The organism is Pseudodesulfovibrio thermohalotolerans (genome assembly GCF_021353295.2).
In the GTDB taxonomy this organism is placed as follows: Bacteria; Desulfobacterota; Desulfovibrionia; order Desulfovibrionales; family Desulfovibrionaceae; genus Pseudodesulfovibrio; species Pseudodesulfovibrio thermohalotolerans.
In genome coordinates, this window is the sequence record NZ_CP120635.1 from 826,844 (window position 1) to 846,067 (window position 19,224).

Here is a 19,224-nt window from a genome sequence, read left to right on the forward strand (position 1 = left end):
GCCGTTAGCGCTTCAGGTTGATGGCCGTGGACAGCAGGGTGTCCGCCGTGGTGATGATCTTGGAGTTGGCCTGGTAGGCCGCCTGAATGATAATCAGGTTGGTCAGCTCGGTGGCCGTGTCCACGTTGGACTGTTCCAGGGAGTTGGAGGCCAGGGTGCCGAATCCGGCCGAGCCGGGTGTCCCGATGAGCGCCTGCCCGGATTCCGTGGTGGCCGAGAAGAGGTTCCCGCCCTCGGAATAAAGCCCCTGGGTGTTGGTGAAGTCGGCCAGGGCGAAGGTGTACAGCTCCTGGCTCTGTCCGTTGGTGTAGCTCCCTTCGAGGATGCCGTTCTCGCTGATGGTGATGTCCGTCAGCTCGCCGGGCGCGTACCCGTCCTGGGTCAGGGTGTAGGTGGCCGAGCTGGACGTGGTGCTGGTGGTGGCCCGGGTGGACAGGACCCCGGAGTTGAACGCGGGCAGTTCGTCCGGGGTGGTGGCGGCCGTGAAGTCGTCCAGGGAGTCGATTCCCCCGGAGACATCCCAGCCCGTGCCGGTGGCGAAGTCCGCGTTGGATATGCCGAAATCGAGCGAAATGACCTGGTTGTCCTCCGCTCCCGTGAAGTTGACCCCGAACATGGGCAGGCCGTTGTCGTCGAACTCGGCCAGAAGCCAGTTTTCGGCAGCCAGAGGATCGGTGGTGTCCGTGGGGGTGTCGGACAGGGTGAATGCGGTCATGGATTGCAGGTCGCCCGAGGTCGAGAAGGTCAGGGTGCCGGTGACGAGCATTCCCGCGCCGCTGGTGTCGCCCATGTCCGTGCCGGCGAAGTCGCGCATGTCCTCTTCCGCGTCGCAGCAGACCGTGTATTCCCAGACGATGGAGCCGTCGTCGGTCTCCACCGGGTCGTAGTACGTGGTCAGGTCGTGGGACGCGCCGTTCTCGTCAAAGACCGTGATGGTCGTCTGATAGGCGTAGCGCGAGTCGTCCAGGGCGGGATCGGATGTGCCGTCGTATATTTCGAACAGGGAGGCGTATGGGTTGGTCGAGGAAGCGGTGTTGTCCTGCTCGGTGGAGTCCAGGTTGACCTGCATGGCGACTTCGCCTGTGGCCTGGGGCGGGGATTGGGAGTTGTCCAGCCGGATGTCCACCAGGCCGCCGGTGATGGAGTTGTCCTCGGTCTCCCAGCCCTGGACCCGGTTGCCGTGGGAGTCCACCAGGTAGCCGTTGGTGTCGAAGGTGAATCCGCCGTCGCGGGTGTAGTAGGTGTTGTCCGTGTCCGGGTCGACCACGATGTAGAAGCCGTCGCCGTTGATGGCCACGTCCGTGACCGTGTTGGTGGACTCGTAGGCTCCCTGCGAGAAGTCCGTGGTCAGGGAGGAAGTGGTCACGCCGTTGCCGACCTGGCCGATGCTGCCCCCGGCGTAGACTGTGGAGTAGAAGACGTCCTCGAAGGAGATGGCCACGGATTTGTATCCCGTGGTCGTCGAGTTGGCGAGGTTGTTGCTGACCACGGAGGTTGCCTGGCTCTGGGCCTGAAGCCCGGAAATGCCGGTGTACATGGATCCGCTGATGCTCATGATGCGCTCCTTGAAATAACGGTCTGGTTACTGGGTGGCGTAGGTCACGTCGGCCAGGTTCACGGTCCGGCCGTCTTCGAGGGTCAGGACGACGCCGTCGTCGGTGGTGCTCACGCCGGTCACGGTGCCGGTGGTCGTGGAGGTGCACCCGAGCTTGTCGCCGTCGGCGTCGTAGGCCTTGGCCACGGCGTAGTAGACGCCGCCGTTTACCTCGTCGCCGTCGTAGTCGGTGCCGTCCCAGGTGAAGGACACGGTGCCGCTTCCGATGTCGGTGAAGGTCTGCGTGTCGACGATGGTTCCGTTGGAGTCGTAGATGTTCACGGCCAGCTCGGCCGCGTCTTCGTCGAGGGTGAGATAGAGGGTGGAGACGTCGTCCCCGTCCTTGCTGACGGCGTACCCTTCGGCCTCCACCTGCTTGCCGATGTAGTCCAGGCCGCTGACGGCTCCGAGCGAGGCGATGCTGTCGGTCAGGGCGTCCATCTTGTCGTTCATGTCGGTCAGTTGCTCCAGTTGGGAGTACTGCGTCATCTGGTCGACCATCTGGGTGTTGTCCACGGGTTCGGTGGGGTCCTGGTGCTCAAGCTCGGCGCACAGCAGGGTGATGAAATCGTCCGAGGTCAGCGACGTGGAGCTTGTTGCGGCGGTCGACACCGTGGTCGACGACGCGAGCAGGGACTCGTAATAGCTGGTGGTGTCGATGCTCATGAGGCTTTCCTCCTCTCGGAAAGGCGAGGTCCGTCGGTTTCCGTCAAGGGTGCGGACGCGCCGTAGTGGATGCGGAGCCGGTTCAGGGCCTGGGATTTGATGCTGCGGACCGTGCGCGAGGTGATGCCGAGCTTCCGGGCGATCTCGCAGGCGATCAGCCCTTCCTTGAAGTAAAGGGTCACGACCTCGGCCTGCCGGTCGGTCAGCACGCCCGCGGGCAGGCTGAACAGGGTGGTGTCGAGCCCGCCCTCGGAGTTGTGCGGGTGAGCGTCGGTGAGCACGGCCTCCATCCAGCGCAGCTTTTTCCTGTAGTAGTCGATGGCGGTGGTGCGGCAGATGATGTTGAGCCAGGTGATGAAGGAGCTTTTCTCGGCGTTGTAGCGCGAGATGTAGTCGTTCTTGAATATCTTCAGCGCGATTTCCTGGTATATGTCATCTATTTCCGAACTGTGGAGATTGATGTTCCTGGACTTCACGAAGTTTATGATGAGCTTGTATATGAGCCTGGAATGTTCCTTGAACAGGCTTTCATATGATATCTCATCATATCGCTTTTTGATTTCCATTATTGTGCTGCTCATTTCGAACCTCCTGCATCGGTTTGAGCAATGCAGGTGCCGATCAACATCAAGAGTGCGTAAAGTCCTGTTGAGTTTTGTTTGATCGACGTTTGCGAAAGATAAAGACGCGCTGCCGGGCATCGCGTTTTGCATAAGAAAATGAAGAAAAAATAAGGTGAAAAAGGGCGGGGAAAGGGTGCGCTGCCGCTTTGGACCGGCCGGAGGGCGGGGGGGGGATTTTTTTCCCTTCTCATGCGGAAAAGGTGCAACCGTCCGGGGTGTTCGGACGATACAGCCATTGAGGGCCGGTCCCTTGCGGGGACCGGCCCTCGGTTGGAGAAGGTGCGGACTAGCCGCCGATGAGCGACAGGGCCATCTGCGGGAGCGAGTTGGCCTGCGAGAGCATCGCCACGGCAGATTGGGTAATGATCTGCTGCTTGGTGTACTCGGTCATCTCTGTGGCCACGTCCACATCGGAGATGCGTGACTCCGAGGCCTGGAGGTTCTCGGCCTGGATTTCCAGGTTGGAGATGGTCGCGGACAGCCTGTTTTGCATGGCGCCGAGGTTGGCGCGCACGTTGTCCTTGGACACGATGGCCGTGTTCAGGGCGTCGAGGGCGCTCTGGGCCGCGGCCTGGGTGGATACCACCGAGCCCGCCTTGTCCGTGCCCGCTGCCAGTCCAACGCCCAGGGCGGAGGCGGTGCAGTTGCCGATGGTCACGTCATACTTGTCCTCGGCGTCGTCGTTGCCCGTGCCGAAGTGGATGGTGATGCCGTCGGCGGAGAGGTTGCCGTTGAGCAGGTAGATGCCGTTGAAGTCCGTGGCGTTGGCGATTCGGGTGATTTCCGAGGCCATGGCCTGGTATTCCGAGTCGATGATGAGCCGCTGGGCGTCGGTGTAGGTGCCGGTGGCGGCCTGCTCGGCCAGTTCCTTCATGCGGATGAGTTTTTCGTCGATGACGGAGAGTGCGCCGTCGGCGGTCTGAATCATGGAGATGCCGTCGTTGGCGTTCCTGACTCCCTGGTTGAGGGTGGTGATGTCCGAGCGCATCAGTTCGCGCACGGCCAGCCCGGCCGCGTCGTCGGCCGAGGAGTTGACGCGCAGACCGGAAGAGAGCCGTTCCGTGGACGTGCCCAGCGCGTTGTAGGCGCCATTCAGGTTCCGGGCGGCGGCATTGGCCATGAGGTTGTTGTTTACTACGAGAGACATGATTTCCTCCTTGAATGGTTATGCTTCCATGCATTTTCTCCGTCCCGATGATCGGAGAACCAAATTCTCCCCATATATACGGAGGCAATGCGGGGCGGCGTTCATGGAGGAAAAATGTGCCGGGGCTGTATGGGGACGGAGCATTATTGTTTTCTGAATGCTGCGATGATGTTTGTTGAGCTTCTTAATGTTAATTGAGCTTGGGTTAATATCATAATTTGTTCTGAATCTTTATGATGCATTCAAAAGGAGTGTGCGGATGAAAGACCTTTTGCTGATCGACGACGACCCCGAACTGGCGGAGCTGCTGAAGTCCTATCTCGGCGGCGAAGGGCTCGGCCTGGATGCGGCCGCCACCGGAAGCGAGGGTCTTGAGATGGCCCATAAGGGAGATTACGGGCTGGTGATCCTGGACGTGATGCTTCCCGACACCAGCGGATTCAATGTGCTGACCCGGTTGCGCGCGGGGTCTCCGGTGCCGGTCATCATGCTCACCGGACGGGGCGAGGAGATAGATCGGGTGGTCGGCCTGGAAATGGGTGCCGACGACTACGTTTCCAAGCCGTTCCAATTGCGCGAACTGCTGGCCCGCATCCGCGCCGTGCTGCGCCGCTACGGCAGCGGCCACGAGGAGGAGGTTCGGACGGCGGCGGTGAAGCCCAAGCCGGGCATCGGCATCGGCGACGTCCTCCTGGACCGCAATGCCCGGAGCATGGCCGTGAACGGCGCGCCCGTGCATCTGACCTCCACGGAATTCGACATCCTGGAGATGCTCGCCCTGAACATGGGCAACGTGGTGGAGCGGGCCAGCCTTATGGAAAAGGCGCTCGGCCGTGGCGAGGATTTCGACGATTACGTGCTCAACGTGCACATGAGCAACCTGCGCAAGAAACTCGACCGGCACGTCAGCATCAAGACCATCCGTGGCAGGGGCTATCTCCTGGCCGTCCCCCGTGAAGGGGCCGCGTAGATGGGAGCGGACCTGTGGCGGTCGGTTGTTCTGGGCATACTGATTCAGTTTTTTTGGGCGTTCCCGGCCCTGGCCGGGGATGACCTGTCCGGTCTCGGCCTGGAGGAGCTCATGGAGGTTGAGGTGGCCAGTGCCACCCGCCGCACCGAGCCCCTGTCGCGGATTCCGGCCGCGGTCACGGTTCTGACCGAGGAGGACATCTTCCGGTCCGGGGCCTCCAACGTGCCCGAGGCCCTTCAGCTCGTGCCCGGCGTGCATGTGGCCCAGATGAACACGGACCGCTGGGCCGTGGGCATCCGGGGATTCAACGGGCTTCTGAGCAACAAGCATCTGGTCCTGGTGGACGGAAGGCCGGTGACTTCGCCGGTCATGACCGGGGTGCAGTGGGACAACATCGTGCCCATCAGCCTCATCAAGCGCATCGAGGTGGTGCGCGGCACCCGCACCAGCCTGTGGGGCGCGGAATCCTTCACCGGGGTCATCAATATCATCACCAAGAGCGCGTTCGAGGCACTGGGCGGACAGTCCGTGACCACGGCGGGCACCCGGGGCGCGGGGCAGACCGTGCGCTACGGGCGGATGACCGGCGAGAATTCGGCCTTCATGGCCTACGGCACCGCCCAATACCTGAACGGCGACTGGCTGAGCGGCAGGAACCGGGGGCAGGACGGCCACGAGTGGTCCAAGTTCCAGAGCGGCCTGCGTGCGGACTGGGAGAACGCCTTCACCGACGCCCTGTCCCTGCAATGCGATCTGGTTCGTTCCAAGACTGAGGAGGACGGCCCCATCGGTTCACCGCCCGGCGGGCGGGAGACCCGTTCGCGAACGGACGTCAACGGCTACGCCCAGTTCGTCTGGGACCGGGCGACCGGCTTGGACTCAAACCTGCGCTTCAGGACTTCCTTCACCCGCGACACCGCCATGCTCGCCGATCTCGAAGGCGGGGCGAACGTCCTGGACGCGGAGCTGACCTCGGCCATGGAGCGGATGGGCCGCCACTACCTGACCTGGGGCGTGGGCACCCAGTATTTCTGGGACGACGTGCATGACGGCGACACCCCGGACATCGACCGGGAGCGCATCTACACCTGGACCGGGACCGGATTCATCCGCGACCGCATCACCCTGCTGCCGGACAGCCTCTATTTCGTTGCCGGGCTGAAGGCGGACGTGCTCGACGAGACCAGCGTTGAGTTGCAGCCGACACTCCGCCTGCTGCACATCCGGGGCGACGCCGAATACTGGCTGGCCGTATCGCGGGGGGTGCGGGCGGATACCCGTTACCAGCGTCGCGGCAGCTACAGGATTCGTGTGGGAGGACGGGAATATCAGGTCCAGGCGCCCGACGACCTCAAGTCCGAGAAGCTCGTCTCCTACGAGGCCGGGTTCCGCCAGGCGCTGACCCCGGACGCCCGGTTCGATCTTTCCCTTTACGTCAACGACTATTCCGAGCTGCTCATGCTCGAACTGGACGACGCCTCCGGCACGGCCACGGTGAGCAATTCCCTCAAGGGCACGGCCTACGGGCTTGAGGCCATGATCGAATGGGCCGTCAACGATTGGCTGACCCTGAAGCCGTCGGCCAGCCTCATCTACCAGAACATCTACAACCTGGAATCCGGCCCGGTGGGCGACTCCATGCCCGAGGAGGGGATGGGCAGCGAGATGAAGCTGCAAATCCTCGCCAAGCCGTTCAAGGACGTGGGACTGGACCTCTTCCTGGGATACATCGACAGCCCGGATCAGCGTCATCTGCCCGCCTATTTCAGCCTGGACGCGCACGCCTCCTGGCGCGCTTCCGACACGCTCCTGCTCGAAGTCATCGGCCGGAACCTGAGCGGTTCCAACGAGCAGTTCTCCGACCTCGCGGTGGGGCCGAGCGTGGACTGCCGGGTGACCTGGGATTTCTGATGGGCGTGTTGCGGCCGATCTTCCTCTCCGTACTTGTCTGGGCGTTTTTCGTCTCGCCGTACCAGGCGTCCGGCGGAACCCGCCTGACCGCCGAGCCGGATCAGTTGCGCGCGCTCTACGTGCAGCGGTTGGTCAAATACGTGACCTGGCCCCGGGGCGCGGGGCCTGCCCCGGGAGAGCCCTTTGTGGTCGCCGCCACGGACCCGGCACGGCTGCGCCCCTATTTCCCGGATTCGGACGCGGTGGGCGACGGTCCCCGCTTCCGGCTGGTCCAGTGGCCCGCCGAGTGCCATGTCCTGTTCCTGGCCGGTGCGTCCCGGCGCGAGGGCGCGGCCATTATCAAGCGGGTGGTGGATCTGCCCGTGCTGACCATCACCCAGGACCCCGAGGGGCCGGAGCAGGGCGCGATCATCAATTTCTACATGCAGGGGGGCAGGCTCAAGCTGGAGGTGAATCCCGACGCGGCCGGACGCGCGGGGCTGGCCGTCAGTTCGCGGCTCATGCAGTTGGCCCGCATCCATCGGGGAGGCGCGGATGAGTGACGCCAAAGTGACCCCTTTGGGCCGGAAGATCGCGGCGGCCATTCTCGGGACCACCCTGATGGCCCTGGGGTTGAGCTTTTTCCTCAACGCCATTCCCCTGGTTCACGCCTACCGCCAGGAAGGCGCGGACAAGGCGCGCACACTGGCCGGGCTCATGGCTGCGTCCCTTGCCGCGCCGGTTGACTTCGACGACCCCGAGGCCGCGTCCGAGAACCTGCGGACGCTGTCGCTCACGCCCGACGTGCTGGGCGCGGCGGTCTATCTCGCCGACGGTTCGACGTTCGCCGCCTGGGGCGCGCCTCCCGCTCCCGACACCCCGCCCGAGGCTGGCGTGCGCGCGGCCCTGTCCTCCCTGACCGTGGTTTCGCCTATCCCGTCCGGCCGCGCCGGGTGCGTGGTCGCCCTGGATGTTTCCCTGGCCGGGCAGTGGGGACTGCTCAAGTCCTATCTCGTCAGCGGGGCGCTCGTCCTGCTCGGCGTGTTCGTCTTCTGCTTCAAGCTGGCGGGGACGTTCAGGCGCAGGCTGGGCGATCCCCTGCGAGAACTGACCGAGGCGGTCGACACCATTTCGGCCAGCCGGGACTATTCGCGCCGGGTGGACTACGCCAGCAACGACGAGCTGGGTGTGCTTGTGGCCGAGTTCAACGCCATGCTTGAACGCATCCAGGACCGCGACGCCCGCCTGAATCGGCACCGCGAGATGCTTGAGCAGCGGGTGGAGGAGCGCACCCTTCAGCTCAAGGTCAAGCAGTTGGAGCTGCTCAGGAACAATCGCCAGCTTCACAGCGAAATCCAGCGGCGCGGCCAGGCCGAGATGATCCGCGAAGAGGTGGAGCGCATCAACCGCCATGACCTCAAGTCGGGCCTGAGCCTGGTCATCGGCTATCCTGAGCTGTTGCTGCAACAGGGCGGACTGAACCCGGAACAGGTCAAGCTCATCAAACGAATTCGGGCCGCCGGATACCGGATGCTCGACATGATCCGCAATCATCTGGACATGTTCAAGATGGAGAAGGGCGTCTACGCCCTCAACCGGCTGCCCACCGATCTGGTCGAGACCCTGTGCGACCTCGAAGAGGAACTCGCCCCGCAGCTCAACAGCTCCGGCGTGCGGCTGGCCATCCGCCTCGACGGACAAGACGTGGTCGGCGACGAAACCTTCACCGTGTCCGGCGAGGGGCCGCTTTTGCGGACCATGTGCCGCAATCTCGTCCAGAACGCCATCGAGGCGTCCGGCCCGGGCGACGAGGTGGCGGTCTCCCTGGAGCGGGGCGAACGCCCGACCCTGACCGTGGCCAATCCAGCGGCCGTGCCCGGGGAAATCCGGGAACGGTTCTTCGAGAAATACGTGACCTTCGGCAAGGAAAACGGCACCGGCCTCGGCACTTACTTCGCCGCGCTCATCGCCCGCACCCACGGCGCGGACATCATCATGAACACCGGCGAGCGGACCGGCACCACCCTCCGCATCGCCTTCCGCCGTCTGGCGGACAGTTGATCCAAGGGCTTCCCAGACTTTTCCGGCTGTCTTCGGAAGGAAAGGAAAAGGGCCGCCGGTTGTATGCCGGCGGCCCTTTGGCGTGTTCTATTCGGTCGGATGCAGTTCGGGGTTGAGGTCGCTTCCGCGCTGGATGACCTGCGGGTTCCACTCGTACCCCTTGAACCGCTGGCGGAAGAAGAGGGAGTAGAGGACCGGGCAGAGGACCAGGGTGAGGACCGTGGCGACCGTCAGGCCGGACATGATGAGGTTGGCCATGGGACGCCACATCTCGCCGCCCTGGAGGGAGAGCGGGACCATGCCGATGATGGTCGTGGTGGCGGTCATGATGATGGGCCGGGCGCGTTCCAGGGAGGAGAGCACGATGGCGTCGGCCATATCCAGCCCCCGGCCGCGCTGTATCTCGATGCGGTCGATGAGCATGATGGCGTTGTTCACGATGATGCCGAGCAGGGAGATCATGCCGAGCATGGGCATGAATCCGAAGGGCGAGTTGGTGGCCAACATGCCTGTGCTGATGCCGATGAGCATGGGCGGCAGGGTGAGCAGGATTATCAGCGGGCGGCGGATGGAGTTGAACTGGAAGATCAGCACCAGCACGAGCAGCCCCATGGCGAGGGGCATGTTGGCGTTGATGGCCGCCTGGGCCTCCGCGCTCTCCTCGAACTCGCCGCCGTACTCCACGGTATAGCCGAGGGGCCAGTCCTCCTTGTCCATGAGCTGCCGTACCGCCGGGTGGACCTTGTTCAGGATGGACAGGGCGAAATAGCCGTCGGCCACGTCCGCCTTGATGGTCATGGTCCGGCCCTGGTCGCGGCGGCGGATGTCCGAAGGCTGCCAGTCCAGGTGCGTGCTGGCCACCTGGGACAGGGGCACGCTCGCGCCGGTGTCGTAGGAGTAGACGTTCAGGCTGTCGATCTTGTCCAGGCGGTTGCGGAATCCCTCGTCGTTGCGGAGCAGGATGGGGATGATGGTGTCGCCTTCGCGATAATTGGAGGCGGTCAGCCCGGACATGGCGGTCTGGAGGGAGACGGCCACGTCGAAGCTTGACAGTCCTGCCTCGCGGGCCTTGTCCTGGTCCACCTTGACGATCATTTTCTTGGTCCACTGGCCCCAGTCGTCCCAGACGCGGGTGACGCCTTCCTGCTCTTCCACGATGGGCAGGATTTCGTCGCGCAGGGCGTAGAGGGTCTTTATGTCCGGCCCGGACAGGCGGATTTGCAGCTTGGCTCCTACGGGCGGGCCGTTCATGAGCTTGTTCAGGCTGTAGTCGGCGTCGGGGAAGCCCTTTTTCAAAGCCTGCCGGGTGCGCTTGATGACCTGGTCCACGCCCTCCACGGACTTGGTGTTGACCACGAAGGTGGCCAGGTTGTCGTTTTTCTGCTCGATGTTGAGCGGAAGGTACCAGCGGGGGCCGCCGTGGCCCACGAACACGCCTACGCTGACCACGCCCTCGTCGGCGAGGAGGATTTTCTCCAGCCGCTCCGCGCGCCGTTCCGTGGCGGTGATGTCCGTGCCGTAGGGCTGCCAGAAGTCGATGGTGAACTGGGCGCGCTCGTTGGGCGGGAAGAATATCTTGGGCACGTACCGGAAGGCCCATCCCGAGACCGCGCAGCCGACGAGGATCAGGGCCAGGAACACGGTCCGATGGCGCAGGCTCCACAGAAGCAGGCCGCGGTAGCCCCGGTACAGCCTGCTCGAAAAGGTCTGGACGGCCTGCTTGGGTTTGAGCAGGTAGTAGCACATCATGGGCACCATGGACATGGCCAGTCCCCAGGAACAGGCCAGGGTCAGGGAGACCACGATGAACAGGGAGGTGCAGAACTCGCCCACCGGGTGGGTGGTGGCCAGGGGGATGGGCAGGAAGGCGAAAACCGTGGTCAGGGATGCGGCCAGCAGCGGCATCCACAGTTCGCTCACCGCGCCGGTGGCGGCCTTGAGCCGGTCCTCGCCTGAGGCGAGCCGGACCAGGATGGCCTCGGACACGACCACGCCGTTGTCCACCAGGATGCCCAGTGAGATAATCAGCGAGGCGATGGAGATGCGTTGCAGGCCCACGTCGAGGTAGGGCAGGAGCGCGATGCATCCGAGCATGGCCATGGGCACCAGGGAACCGGCGATGACGCCCGTGCGCAGACCGGCAAAAAGCAGGATGATGACCACCACGAAGACGAACGACTCGATCAGGTTCAGCATGAAATCGCTGATGGCCTTGTTCACGTAGTCGGGCTGGAAGACCAGCACTTCGGCGTCGAGGCCCACGTACATGTCGGCCCTGAGTTCGTCGAGCCGCTTGGCGACCCTTTCGCCCAGTTCGGTGATGTTGCCTCCGTCGGCCATGGACACGGCGAGCATGAGGCACGGCTTGCCGTTGTAGCGGGTCAGGGTGGACGGCGGATCGGAGAAGCCGCGCGAGATGTCGGCCACGTCGGCCAGGCGGACCGAGGTTTTCTTGCCCGGCGGACGGATGGCCAGGGAGTAGATGTCCTCCACGCCCTTGAATTCGCCCGTGGGCTCGATGACGATGCGCTCCGGCCCGACCATGCTCGAACCGCTGGGCTGGAGGGTGTTCTGGCTGTCGATCATCTTGGCCAGGGCGAACGGACTGATCCCGGCGGCGGCCATGCGCGAGTTGGTGAAGTCCACGAAGATGCGCTCGTCCTGCTCGCCCCAGCGTTCGACCTTGCCCACGCCCTTGATCCTGAGCAGTTCGTCGCGCAGGTCGTCGGCCGCGTCCTTGAGTTCGCGGTAGGAGAACCCGTCGCCCGTGAGTGCGATGACGATGCCGTACACATCGCCGAATTCATCGTTGACCTGCGGGGTCATTGCCTCGGCGGGCAGGTCCGGTTTGGCGTCGTCCACCTTGTTGCGCAGCTTCTGCCAGTAGGGCTGCATGTCCATGATGGTGTCTTCGAATTCCACCTCGATGATGGACAGGGCGGACATGGACTGCGACTTGACGGTCTTGACCCCGTCGATTTCGCGGATCTTCTCTTCCAGCTTGTCGGTGACCAGCTCCTCCACCCGCTGGGGCGAGGCGCCGGGGAAGACCGTGGAGATGACGCCGGTGCGGATGGTGAAGTCCGGGTCCTCGCTCTTCGGGATGGAGAAGAAGGTCATCACCCCGCTCACCGCGATGAGCAGGAAGAGGACGATGGCGGTGCGGTTGTTGGTGATGCACCATTTGGCCAGATTCATGGTCAGCCCTCCGCTCCGTTGCCGATGAGGCGAACCTTGCGGCCGTCCTCCAGGCTGTGCACGCCCCGGATGACCACCACATCGCCTTCGTTCAGCCCGTCGAGAATCTCAAGACCGGCCGGGGTGAGCTGGCCCACGGTGACGTCGCGCCGGGTCACGGAGGACGTGTCTGGGTTCACCACCCAGACCGCGTGCGCGCCGTCCGGCTCGCCGACCACGGCCACGGGCGGCAGGTAGAAGGCCTCGCCCGCCCGGCCGAGGTTGGTGAAATTTACGTGGCCGGACATGCCGCTGCGGATCTGCCCGCTGTCGTTTTTCAGATAGACCTTGACCGGATAGGTGGAGCCCGAACCGGATTCCACGCCGATCTCGTGGACCGCGCCCTTAAGGACCTTTCCGGGCAGGGCGTCAAAGACCACGGACACCTGGTCCCCTTCCTTCACCCGGGCGATGAGCGTGTCGGGCACGCTGATGTACATCTTCATTTGGCGGCCGGCGTTGTAGGTGGCGATGGACTGGCCTGCGGCCACGTTCTGGTGGAGGTCCGCCTCCACCTCGCCGATCCAGCCGTCGAAGGGCGCGTGTAGGGTGGTGTAGCTCAACTGCTTGCGGGCGATGTCCAGTTGCTTTGCCGAGGCGCTGAGCCGGGCCTCGTAGGACTTGAAGTCCGCCTCGACTTGATCCAGCTCGCCGCGCGATATGACCCGGCTCTCGAAGAGGCGGGAGTTGCGCCGCATGTCGGCCTTGGCGCGCACGAAGTTGGCCCGGACCTGCTCCATGTTGGCCTCGGCCTGCCGCAGCTCCAACTCGTAGTCGGACGGGTCGAGGCGGGCGATGACCGCGCCCTCGGCGAATCTGCGCCCTATCTGGTTGCCGGGGAAATCGATGATCTTGCCGCCCACGCGGAAGGAAAGCTTGGTGGCCAGGGCGTCCTCGGCGGTTCCCGCGAAGGACCAGAGCTTGCTGCTGTCGGCCCGCATGGCCTTGGCGGTCTTGACCGGGCGGATCTGCACGGGCACCGGCTCGGGCGAACGGTCGCAGGCGGCGAGGAAAGCCAGGCAGGCAAGGGCGACGGGGAAGAGAAAACGGTTCATTGTGCGTTCTCCATGGGGAGGCCGAGCAGCCCCCGGATGCGAGTCTTTATGATCTGCGAAACGGTTTCCAGGTGATTCTCGAAGGAGTCCCATCCGATGACCCTGCAGAGGAGGTCGTGACCTTCGAGGAGCTTGATGACGATGCTGATGACCGCGTGGGCGGTGATGGCCATGTCCGCCTTGCTCAGGCAATGGGCTGCGGTGCCCCTGACCAGGGTGCACAGGGATTCCAGGTTGGGGCGGAAGAACAGCTCCTCCATTTTGGGGTAAAGCTCCGACGGATGGACCAGCTCCCGCGAGATGATGACCGTGCCCCAGGCGTATTCGGTGCGGGTCAGGAGTCCGTTGATGAGGGTGTCCATGAACCAGTCCGCCACCGCGGCCTTTTCCTCCGGGCTGTCTCCGGCCTCGGCCAACCTGGCCTCGACCGTCGGAGTGGGCGGATATATCTGGTCCCGCACCTTGAATATCTCCCGGATAATGGCTTCGTATAGTCCGGCCTTGCCGCCGAAATGATAGCTGACCGTGGCCAGGTTGACTCCGGCCTCGGCGGCCAGGGTGCGCATGGACACGCCGTTGTACCCGTTCTGGGCGAAAAGCCGCGCGCCGGTGTAGATCAGCGTGGCGCGTGTTTCCTCGCCCTGGGTCTGTTTGAGGGATTTGCCTTCCCTGCTGCTCATGTCTGCCTCCATGGGCCGGATGTTCGTACCGGGAAAGTCGGATGCATACTGCCCGTCAACAATCTTTGTCAAACGTTCGTTTAACATGAAAGATGCCCTTGATCCAGCCCAATAAATATTGTTTCGCCGTTGGGATTCGAGTTAAAAAAAGTTAGGGGAAAAAGACAGATGAAGGACAAGGAGAACGGAAAGGCATCCCGTTTGCGGGCACTTTTTTTATGGGTGGCCGTGCGGTCTTTCCGCCGTGAAATCGAAAGCGCATTTCTTGCCGCGTGTCGGGCGGGAGCGGCGCGGGCGGTTCTGTGTCGTCGCGAGCTTTGCGGTGAGCGCAAGCGGGGAACCACGAAAAAGGCCGGAGGTCAGTCCGGCCTTTTTCGTGGTCGCAATGGGAAGCGGGTTATTTGTTGTCGCCCTTGAGCTTGACCCAGTAGTCGTCATAGAGGTTCATGGCTTCGCCGATGTAGTCCTGGAACTCGCCGCGCGAGGCGATGTCGTCCGAGGGATAGACGATGCCGTTGTCGCGCACGTCTTCCGGAATGAATGCCCGGGCCGCCGCGTTGGGGGTGGAGTAGCCCATCTCGGTGGAGATGGCCGCGGCCACTTCCGGGCGGAGCAGGTAGCTCAGGAAGGCGTATGCCTCATCCAGGTTCTTGGCGCTTCTGGGAATGCACAGGGAGTCCATCCACAGGGAGAAGCCTTCCTCGGGGTAGACGAATTTGATCTCCGGGTTTTCCTGGTTGGTGATGTACGCCTCGCCGTTCCAGACGACGCCCACGGAGACTTCGTTGGAAAGGAGGGCCTGCTTGGGGGAATCGGAGTCGAAGACGCGGACGTAGGGCATGAGCGCCTTGAGCCGTTCGTAGGCCGCTTCGAGGTGCGCGGGATCGGTCTCGTTCAGGGAGTAGCCCAGGCTTTTCAGAGCGACGGCGAAGACGTCGCGGGGATCATTGGGCAGGAGCAGGTGGCCCTTCATTTCGGGCTTCCAGAGATCCTTGAAGGATGTGACGGCGTTTTCTCCCAAGTCGCCGGTGTTCACGGCGATGCCGGTGGAGCCCCACATGTACGGCACGGAGTAGGTGTTGTCCGGGTCAAAGGGCTGATCCGTGAACTTGGCGGAGAGATTCTTGAAGTTGGGCAGCTTGTACTTGTCGAGGGGCAGGAGCATGTCCTGGCGGCGCATGAGTCCCACGTAATCGGAAGAGGGCACGATGAGGTCGTAACCGTCGCCGGCCAGCTTGATCTTGGCGTACAGGGCTTCGTTGCTGTCGTAGGTGGACAGATGGACCTTGATGCCGGTCTCCTTGGTGAACGCCTCGATCACCTCGTCCGGGATGTATTCGGACCAGATATAGAGGTAAAGCTCCCCACTGCCGGCAAGGGCCGGAACCGCGAGGATGAGAGTCAGGACGATTGCGAGCAGTGTTTTTTTCATGATTTCTCCTTGAGCAGCCGCCGGGACAGGAGGACGGCGGCCACGGTTATGGTGATCATCACCACGCTGAGCGCGTTGACGTCTGGCTTTATGCCGAGACGGACCATTGAATAAATCCGAAGAGGCAGAACTTCGTATGTCGGCCCCGTCGTGAAGAAGCTGACGATCACGTCGTCCAGCGACAGGGTGAAGCTCAGGAGCCATCCGGCGATGAGGCCGGGCGCGGCCATGGGGAGGACGATGCGCCGGAAAACCTGGTATTCGACGGCCCCCAGGTCCCGGGCGGCTTCGACCACGGCGGGATCGAAGCCCTTGAATCTGGAGTAGACCGTGGCCGCGACAAAGGGCACGCACAGGGTCACGTGTCCCATGAGCAGCGTCCAGAAGCCGAGGGACAGTCCCACGCCGAGGAAGAGGACCAGGAGCGATATGCCGATGACGATGTCGGGGGACATCATCATGACGAAGACGCCCGCGAACACCGCGCGCCGTCCCTTGAATCGGTACTGGTGGAGCATGAAGGCGACCAGGGTGCCGATGATGCACGAGACCGTGGCCGAGACCACGGCTATGGTCATGGAGCGAAAGGCGGCGTCCAGCAGGGTGGCGTTGTTCAGGAGCCTTCCGTACCACTGGAGGGTGAACCCCTTCCAGGCCAGGGAATACTTGGAGGCGTTGAACGAATAGACCGCGATGACCACCAGGGGCAGGTAGAGGAAAGCGAAGACCAGGGCCGCGTAGATCGTCTTGACGAGCCTGTTCACAGGCGCACCTTCCTTCCGGCCCGGCGGGCGCTTTTGTAGTAGAGGGCGAGCATGAGGCCCATGATGACCGTCATGGCGATGGAGGCCGCGGCTCCCAGGGGGATGTTGCGGGCCGCCAGGAACTGGTCGCGGATATAGTTGCCCAGGAGCATGGTCCTGGCTCCGCCCAGGATGTCCGGGATGTAGAACATGCCGAGCGCGGGCAGGAACACGAGCATACAGCCCGAGACGATGCCGGGCATGGTCAGGGGCACCGTGATCTTGCGGAAGGTGGCGAAGCGGCTCGCCCCGAGGTCGCGCGAGGCTTCGAGGAGTTTCAGGTCCAGCTTCTCGATGGCCGCGTAGAGCGGCAGGATCATGAAGGGCAGCAGGGTGTATATGAGCCCGATGAAGACCGCCGTCTGGGTGTACATGATCTTGATCGGCGTATCGATGACGCCGAGGAAGAGCAGGAACTTGTTGACCACGCCGTCGGCCTTGAGCACGGCCACCAGGGCGTAGGTGCGGATCAGCGTGTTGGTCCAGAACGGGATCATGACCAGCAGGAGCAGGGTCTTGGTGTACCGCTTGCCCGCGCGGGCCACGATGTAGGCGAAGGGGTATCCGATCACCAGGCACAGCAGGGTGGCCGTGGCCGCCATGGTAATGGAGTCGGCCAGCATGGAGCCCAGGGCGGGCCGGAGCAGCTCGTGATAGCTCTCGAAGGAGAAGACGGGCTCGATGAGTTTGTCCGGGTGGCGCTTGAGGAAGCTAACCCCCAGGAGCATGAGCGTGGGCACGGCTCCGAACAGGAACATCCAGCCGAGCACGCCGGTGACGACCAGTCGTTTGAACAGGCTATCCTTCATGGGGCAGGACCACCTCCCATCCCTCGAACCAGCCCACGGCCACCCGGTCGCCCGAGTGGAAGTAGAGGCTTTCGCTGTCTTCGTCGAAAAACTCCGTGACCAGGATGCGCTTGCCGTCATCCAGGGTGATGTCCACGTCGTAGGTGGCGCCCCGGTAGCAGGTGCCGTCCACGGTGCCGTTGAGCAGGGCCTTGGCGAACTTGTCGGCCAGGTCCGGGGATTCTTCCAGGTCCTTCATGACCTCCACGCGGAAATCCTCGGGACGCAGGAGCACATGCACGCGGTCCCCGTCCGCGAATTCGCGGCGGGCCTTGACCAGCACGGACGCGCCCTCCACCTCGGCGGTGTAGCTCTCGCCCCTGCGGCCGGTGATGGTCCCTTCCAGAACGTTGATCTCGCCGACGAACCGGGCCACGTAGAGGTTGGCCGGTTCCTCGTAGATTTCACGCGGGGTGCCCACCTGTTCGATGCGCCCGTCGTTCATGACCACCACGCGGTCGGACATGGTGAACGCCTCCTCCTGGTCGTGGGTGACGAGGACGAAGGTGATCCCCAGGGTTCGCTGGAGGTCCTTGAGCTCCTTCTGCATCTGCTTGCGCAGCCTGTAGTCCAGGGCGGACATGGGTTCGTCCAGGAGCAGGAGTCGGGGCTTGTTGACGATGGCCCGTGCGATGGCCACGCGTTGCTGTTGGCCGCCGGAGAGTTCCGAGGGCATCCGTTTGCCCATGGAGGACAGAAAGACCTGTCGAAGGGCTTCGTCCACGGTGCGTCGGAGTTCGGCCTCGGGGGTTCCGGATATGCGCAGCCCGAAGGCCACGTTGTCAAAGACGTTCATGTGCGGGAACAGGGCATAGCTCTGGAACACGGTGTTTATGGCCCTTGATTCGGGCGGCACGCCCTTGACCGAGCGGCCGTCCAGCTCCACCCGGCCGAGGTCGCATTCCTCGAATCCGCCGAGAATGCGCAGGAGGGTGGTCTTGCCGCACCCGGACGGGCCGAGCAGGGTGATGAACTCGCCGTCCATGATGGACAGAGAGATGTTTTCGACGGCGGTCTCCCCTTCAAAGGACTTGGTTACGCTGTCCAGATTGGCGACAGGTTGCGACATGTATCTCCTCGACATGTGGACGCCGGACAGGCGCTATCTGATCTGGACCGCGGGCTGAAGGACAGCTCGGCGGCCGGGACGGGAAGCGTATGGCGGCGGCGCAATTTGGTTTTCAGGGACTCGATGCCCGAGTTGAACAGGAAGTGGACCGCAACGGAGGCCGCCAGCGCGGCGGCCAGAATGAGCCATCCATCGGGCTCATCCGCGTAGGTCTCGAACAGGGCGATGACGATGTAGTGCAGCAGGTAGAACGGGTAGCTGAGCTTGCCCGCGAATCTGTCCAATTGTAACCGTTTGAAGCCTCTAAAGACAAGAGGAAGCGTCAACAGGGTCGCCGCGGGCAGAAAAAACGGGAGCAGGGGCTTGGCGACGAGGCCGCCCGACAGGATCAGCGCGGCCAGGGCCGGAAAGAAACAGTAGTCGAACCACCGGGGGGCGGCGGGTAGCTGCCTGTGGACGCGGTAGGCCAGAATCCCGCCGGCAAAGAGCCAGAATTCCAAAGGGAAAAAACGTTTGAAAAAAACGACTTCGGCCAGACCGGAATTCAATATCGCGAGCTTGAGCGCCAGACTGGCTCCCAAAAGGGACAGGAGTGTCCGGGTGCGCAGCCTGACCAGGAACGGGGCCAGGGCGTAGAAGGTGAGTTCCAGCGAAAGGGACCACCCCTGGATGAGCGGCGCGTCGGACCACATGGCGGCGCGGCTGTCGGTCACGAAGCCCAGGCCTCCTTCGGGAAGCCTGGTCAGGCTGAACAGCATCTCCTGCCCGAAGGTGACGGCCGAGGTCCAGGCCATGATCGCGAAGGCGGCCGGATCGGCCAGGATGGAGCGCAGGGTTTCCCGGTTGGTCATGGAGTGTATGTCCAGACCGGCGAGGAGCCCCAGGCTGATCGTCACCGCCAGGACGTACATGGGGTAGAGCGTCAGGAAACGGCTCAGGTAGAAGGATCGCGCGGTGTCGTAGGACTTGTCCAGGACAAGAGCCATGTAGAAGCCGGAGATGGCGAAGAAGGTCAGCACCGCTTCATGGCCGTTGGCCAGGGGGGAGTGCTCCAAAGTGGGAAAATGGGAATTGAAGACCGCAAAGGCGAGCAGCAGGCGAATGAAGCCCATGGCGTTACCTCCCTCTCCGGGAAACCGGACCAGTATG

At 63.3% G+C, this 19,224-nt stretch carries 16 protein-coding genes; 4 read left to right on the top strand and 12 right to left on the bottom strand.

What is annotated here, in order from left to right:
• Positions 1 to 4: 4 nt before the first annotated feature.
• The 4 genes from LF599_RS03775 to LF599_RS03790 all read right to left on the bottom strand — a co-directional run bounded on the left by LF599_RS03775 (position 5) and on the right by LF599_RS03790 (position 4,030).
• A complete protein-coding gene (locus LF599_RS03775; RefSeq protein WP_279522347.1) occupies positions 5 to 1,555 on the bottom strand; it encodes a flagellar hook protein FlgE in 1,551 nt (516 codons plus the stop codon).
• A 27-nt stretch (positions 1,556 to 1,582) separates the two neighbouring features.
• Positions 1,583 to 2,260: a flagellar hook assembly protein FlgD gene (locus tag LF599_RS03780; RefSeq protein ID WP_269941746.1), complete on the bottom strand. Its 678-nt coding sequence runs from the start codon at positions 2,258 to 2,260 to the stop codon at positions 1,583 to 1,585.
• Positions 2,257 to 2,841, bottom strand: a complete 585-nt coding sequence (locus LF599_RS03785) for an RNA polymerase sigma factor (protein WP_269941745.1) — start codon at positions 2,839 to 2,841, stop codon at positions 2,257 to 2,259. Before LF599_RS03785 ends, LF599_RS03780 begins: the two co-directional genes overlap by 4 nt.
• 328 nt (positions 2,842 to 3,169) lie before the next feature.
• Positions 3,170 to 4,030: a flagellin N-terminal helical domain-containing protein gene (locus LF599_RS03790; protein ID WP_269941744.1), complete on the bottom strand. Its 861-nt coding sequence runs from the start codon at positions 4,028 to 4,030 to the stop codon at positions 3,170 to 3,172.
• Between the two features lie 259 nt (positions 4,031 to 4,289).
• On the opposite strand from LF599_RS03790, the gene LF599_RS03795 reads away from it, so the two are divergent.
• From LF599_RS03795 to LF599_RS03810, 4 genes are read left to right on the top strand one after another with little or no spacing between them, the layout of a single operon-like run.
• Positions 4,290 to 5,000 (top strand): response regulator transcription factor, encoded by a 711-nt coding sequence (locus LF599_RS03795; RefSeq protein ID WP_269941743.1) that lies wholly within the window; start codon positions 4,290 to 4,292, stop codon positions 4,998 to 5,000.
• Positions 5,001 to 6,911 carry a TonB-dependent receptor plug domain-containing protein gene (locus LF599_RS03800; protein ID WP_279522348.1) on the top strand — a complete coding sequence of 637 codons (1,911 nt, stop codon included), beginning with the start codon at positions 5,001 to 5,003 and terminating at the stop codon, positions 6,909 to 6,911.
• Complete coding sequence (locus tag LF599_RS03805) at positions 6,911 to 7,453, top strand: YfiR family protein (protein WP_279522349.1); 543 nt, start codon at positions 6,911 to 6,913, stop codon at positions 7,451 to 7,453. Before LF599_RS03800 ends, LF599_RS03805 begins: the two co-directional genes overlap by 1 nt.
• Complete coding sequence (locus LF599_RS03810; RefSeq protein WP_279522350.1) at positions 7,446 to 8,951, top strand: CHASE sensor domain-containing protein; 1,506 nt, start codon at positions 7,446 to 7,448, stop codon at positions 8,949 to 8,951. Before LF599_RS03805 ends, LF599_RS03810 begins: the two co-directional genes overlap by 8 nt.
• 87 nt (positions 8,952 to 9,038) lie before the next feature.
• Here LF599_RS03810 and LF599_RS03815 read toward each other — a convergent pair whose 3' ends face one another.
• The 8 genes from LF599_RS03815 to LF599_RS03850 form a co-directional block, all read right to left on the bottom strand.
• Positions 9,039 to 12,149 carry an efflux RND transporter permease subunit gene (locus tag LF599_RS03815; protein ID WP_279522351.1) on the bottom strand — a complete coding sequence of 1,037 codons (3,111 nt, stop codon included), beginning with the start codon at positions 12,147 to 12,149 and terminating at the stop codon, positions 9,039 to 9,041.
• A gap of 2 nt (positions 12,150 to 12,151) precedes the next feature.
• On the bottom strand, positions 12,152 to 13,243 hold the full coding sequence (locus LF599_RS03820) for an efflux RND transporter periplasmic adaptor subunit (RefSeq protein ID WP_269941735.1): 1,092 nt from the start codon (positions 13,241 to 13,243) through the stop codon (positions 12,152 to 12,154).
• Entirely contained in the window at positions 13,240 to 13,923 is a 684-nt protein-coding gene (locus LF599_RS03825; RefSeq protein ID WP_269941734.1) for a CerR family C-terminal domain-containing protein, read from the bottom strand. Before LF599_RS03825 ends, LF599_RS03820 begins: the two co-directional genes overlap by 4 nt.
• A 397-nt stretch (positions 13,924 to 14,320) precedes the next feature.
• Entirely contained in the window at positions 14,321 to 15,355 is a 1,035-nt protein-coding gene (locus tag LF599_RS03830; RefSeq protein WP_279522352.1) for an extracellular solute-binding protein, read from the bottom strand.
• Complete coding sequence (potC, locus tag LF599_RS03835) at positions 15,352 to 16,119, bottom strand: spermidine/putrescine ABC transporter permease PotC (RefSeq protein WP_269941731.1); 768 nt, start codon at positions 16,117 to 16,119, stop codon at positions 15,352 to 15,354. The genes LF599_RS03830 and potC overlap by 4 nt, the downstream gene beginning before the upstream one ends.
• Positions 16,116 to 16,967 (bottom strand): spermidine/putrescine ABC transporter permease PotB, encoded by an 852-nt coding sequence (gene potB / locus LF599_RS03840; protein WP_279522353.1) that lies wholly within the window; start codon positions 16,965 to 16,967, stop codon positions 16,116 to 16,118. Before potB ends, potC begins: the two co-directional genes overlap by 4 nt.
• Positions 16,957 to 18,075 carry a spermidine/putrescine ABC transporter ATP-binding protein PotA gene (potA, locus tag LF599_RS03845; RefSeq protein ID WP_279522354.1) on the bottom strand — a complete coding sequence of 373 codons (1,119 nt, stop codon included), beginning with the start codon at positions 18,073 to 18,075 and terminating at the stop codon, positions 16,957 to 16,959. The genes potB and potA overlap by 11 nt, the downstream gene beginning before the upstream one ends.
• On the bottom strand, positions 18,042 to 19,187 hold the full coding sequence (locus tag LF599_RS03850) for an acyltransferase family protein (RefSeq protein ID WP_279522355.1): 1,146 nt from the start codon (positions 19,185 to 19,187) through the stop codon (positions 18,042 to 18,044). Before LF599_RS03850 ends, potA begins: the two co-directional genes overlap by 34 nt.
• Positions 19,188 to 19,224 lie beyond the last annotated feature (37 nt).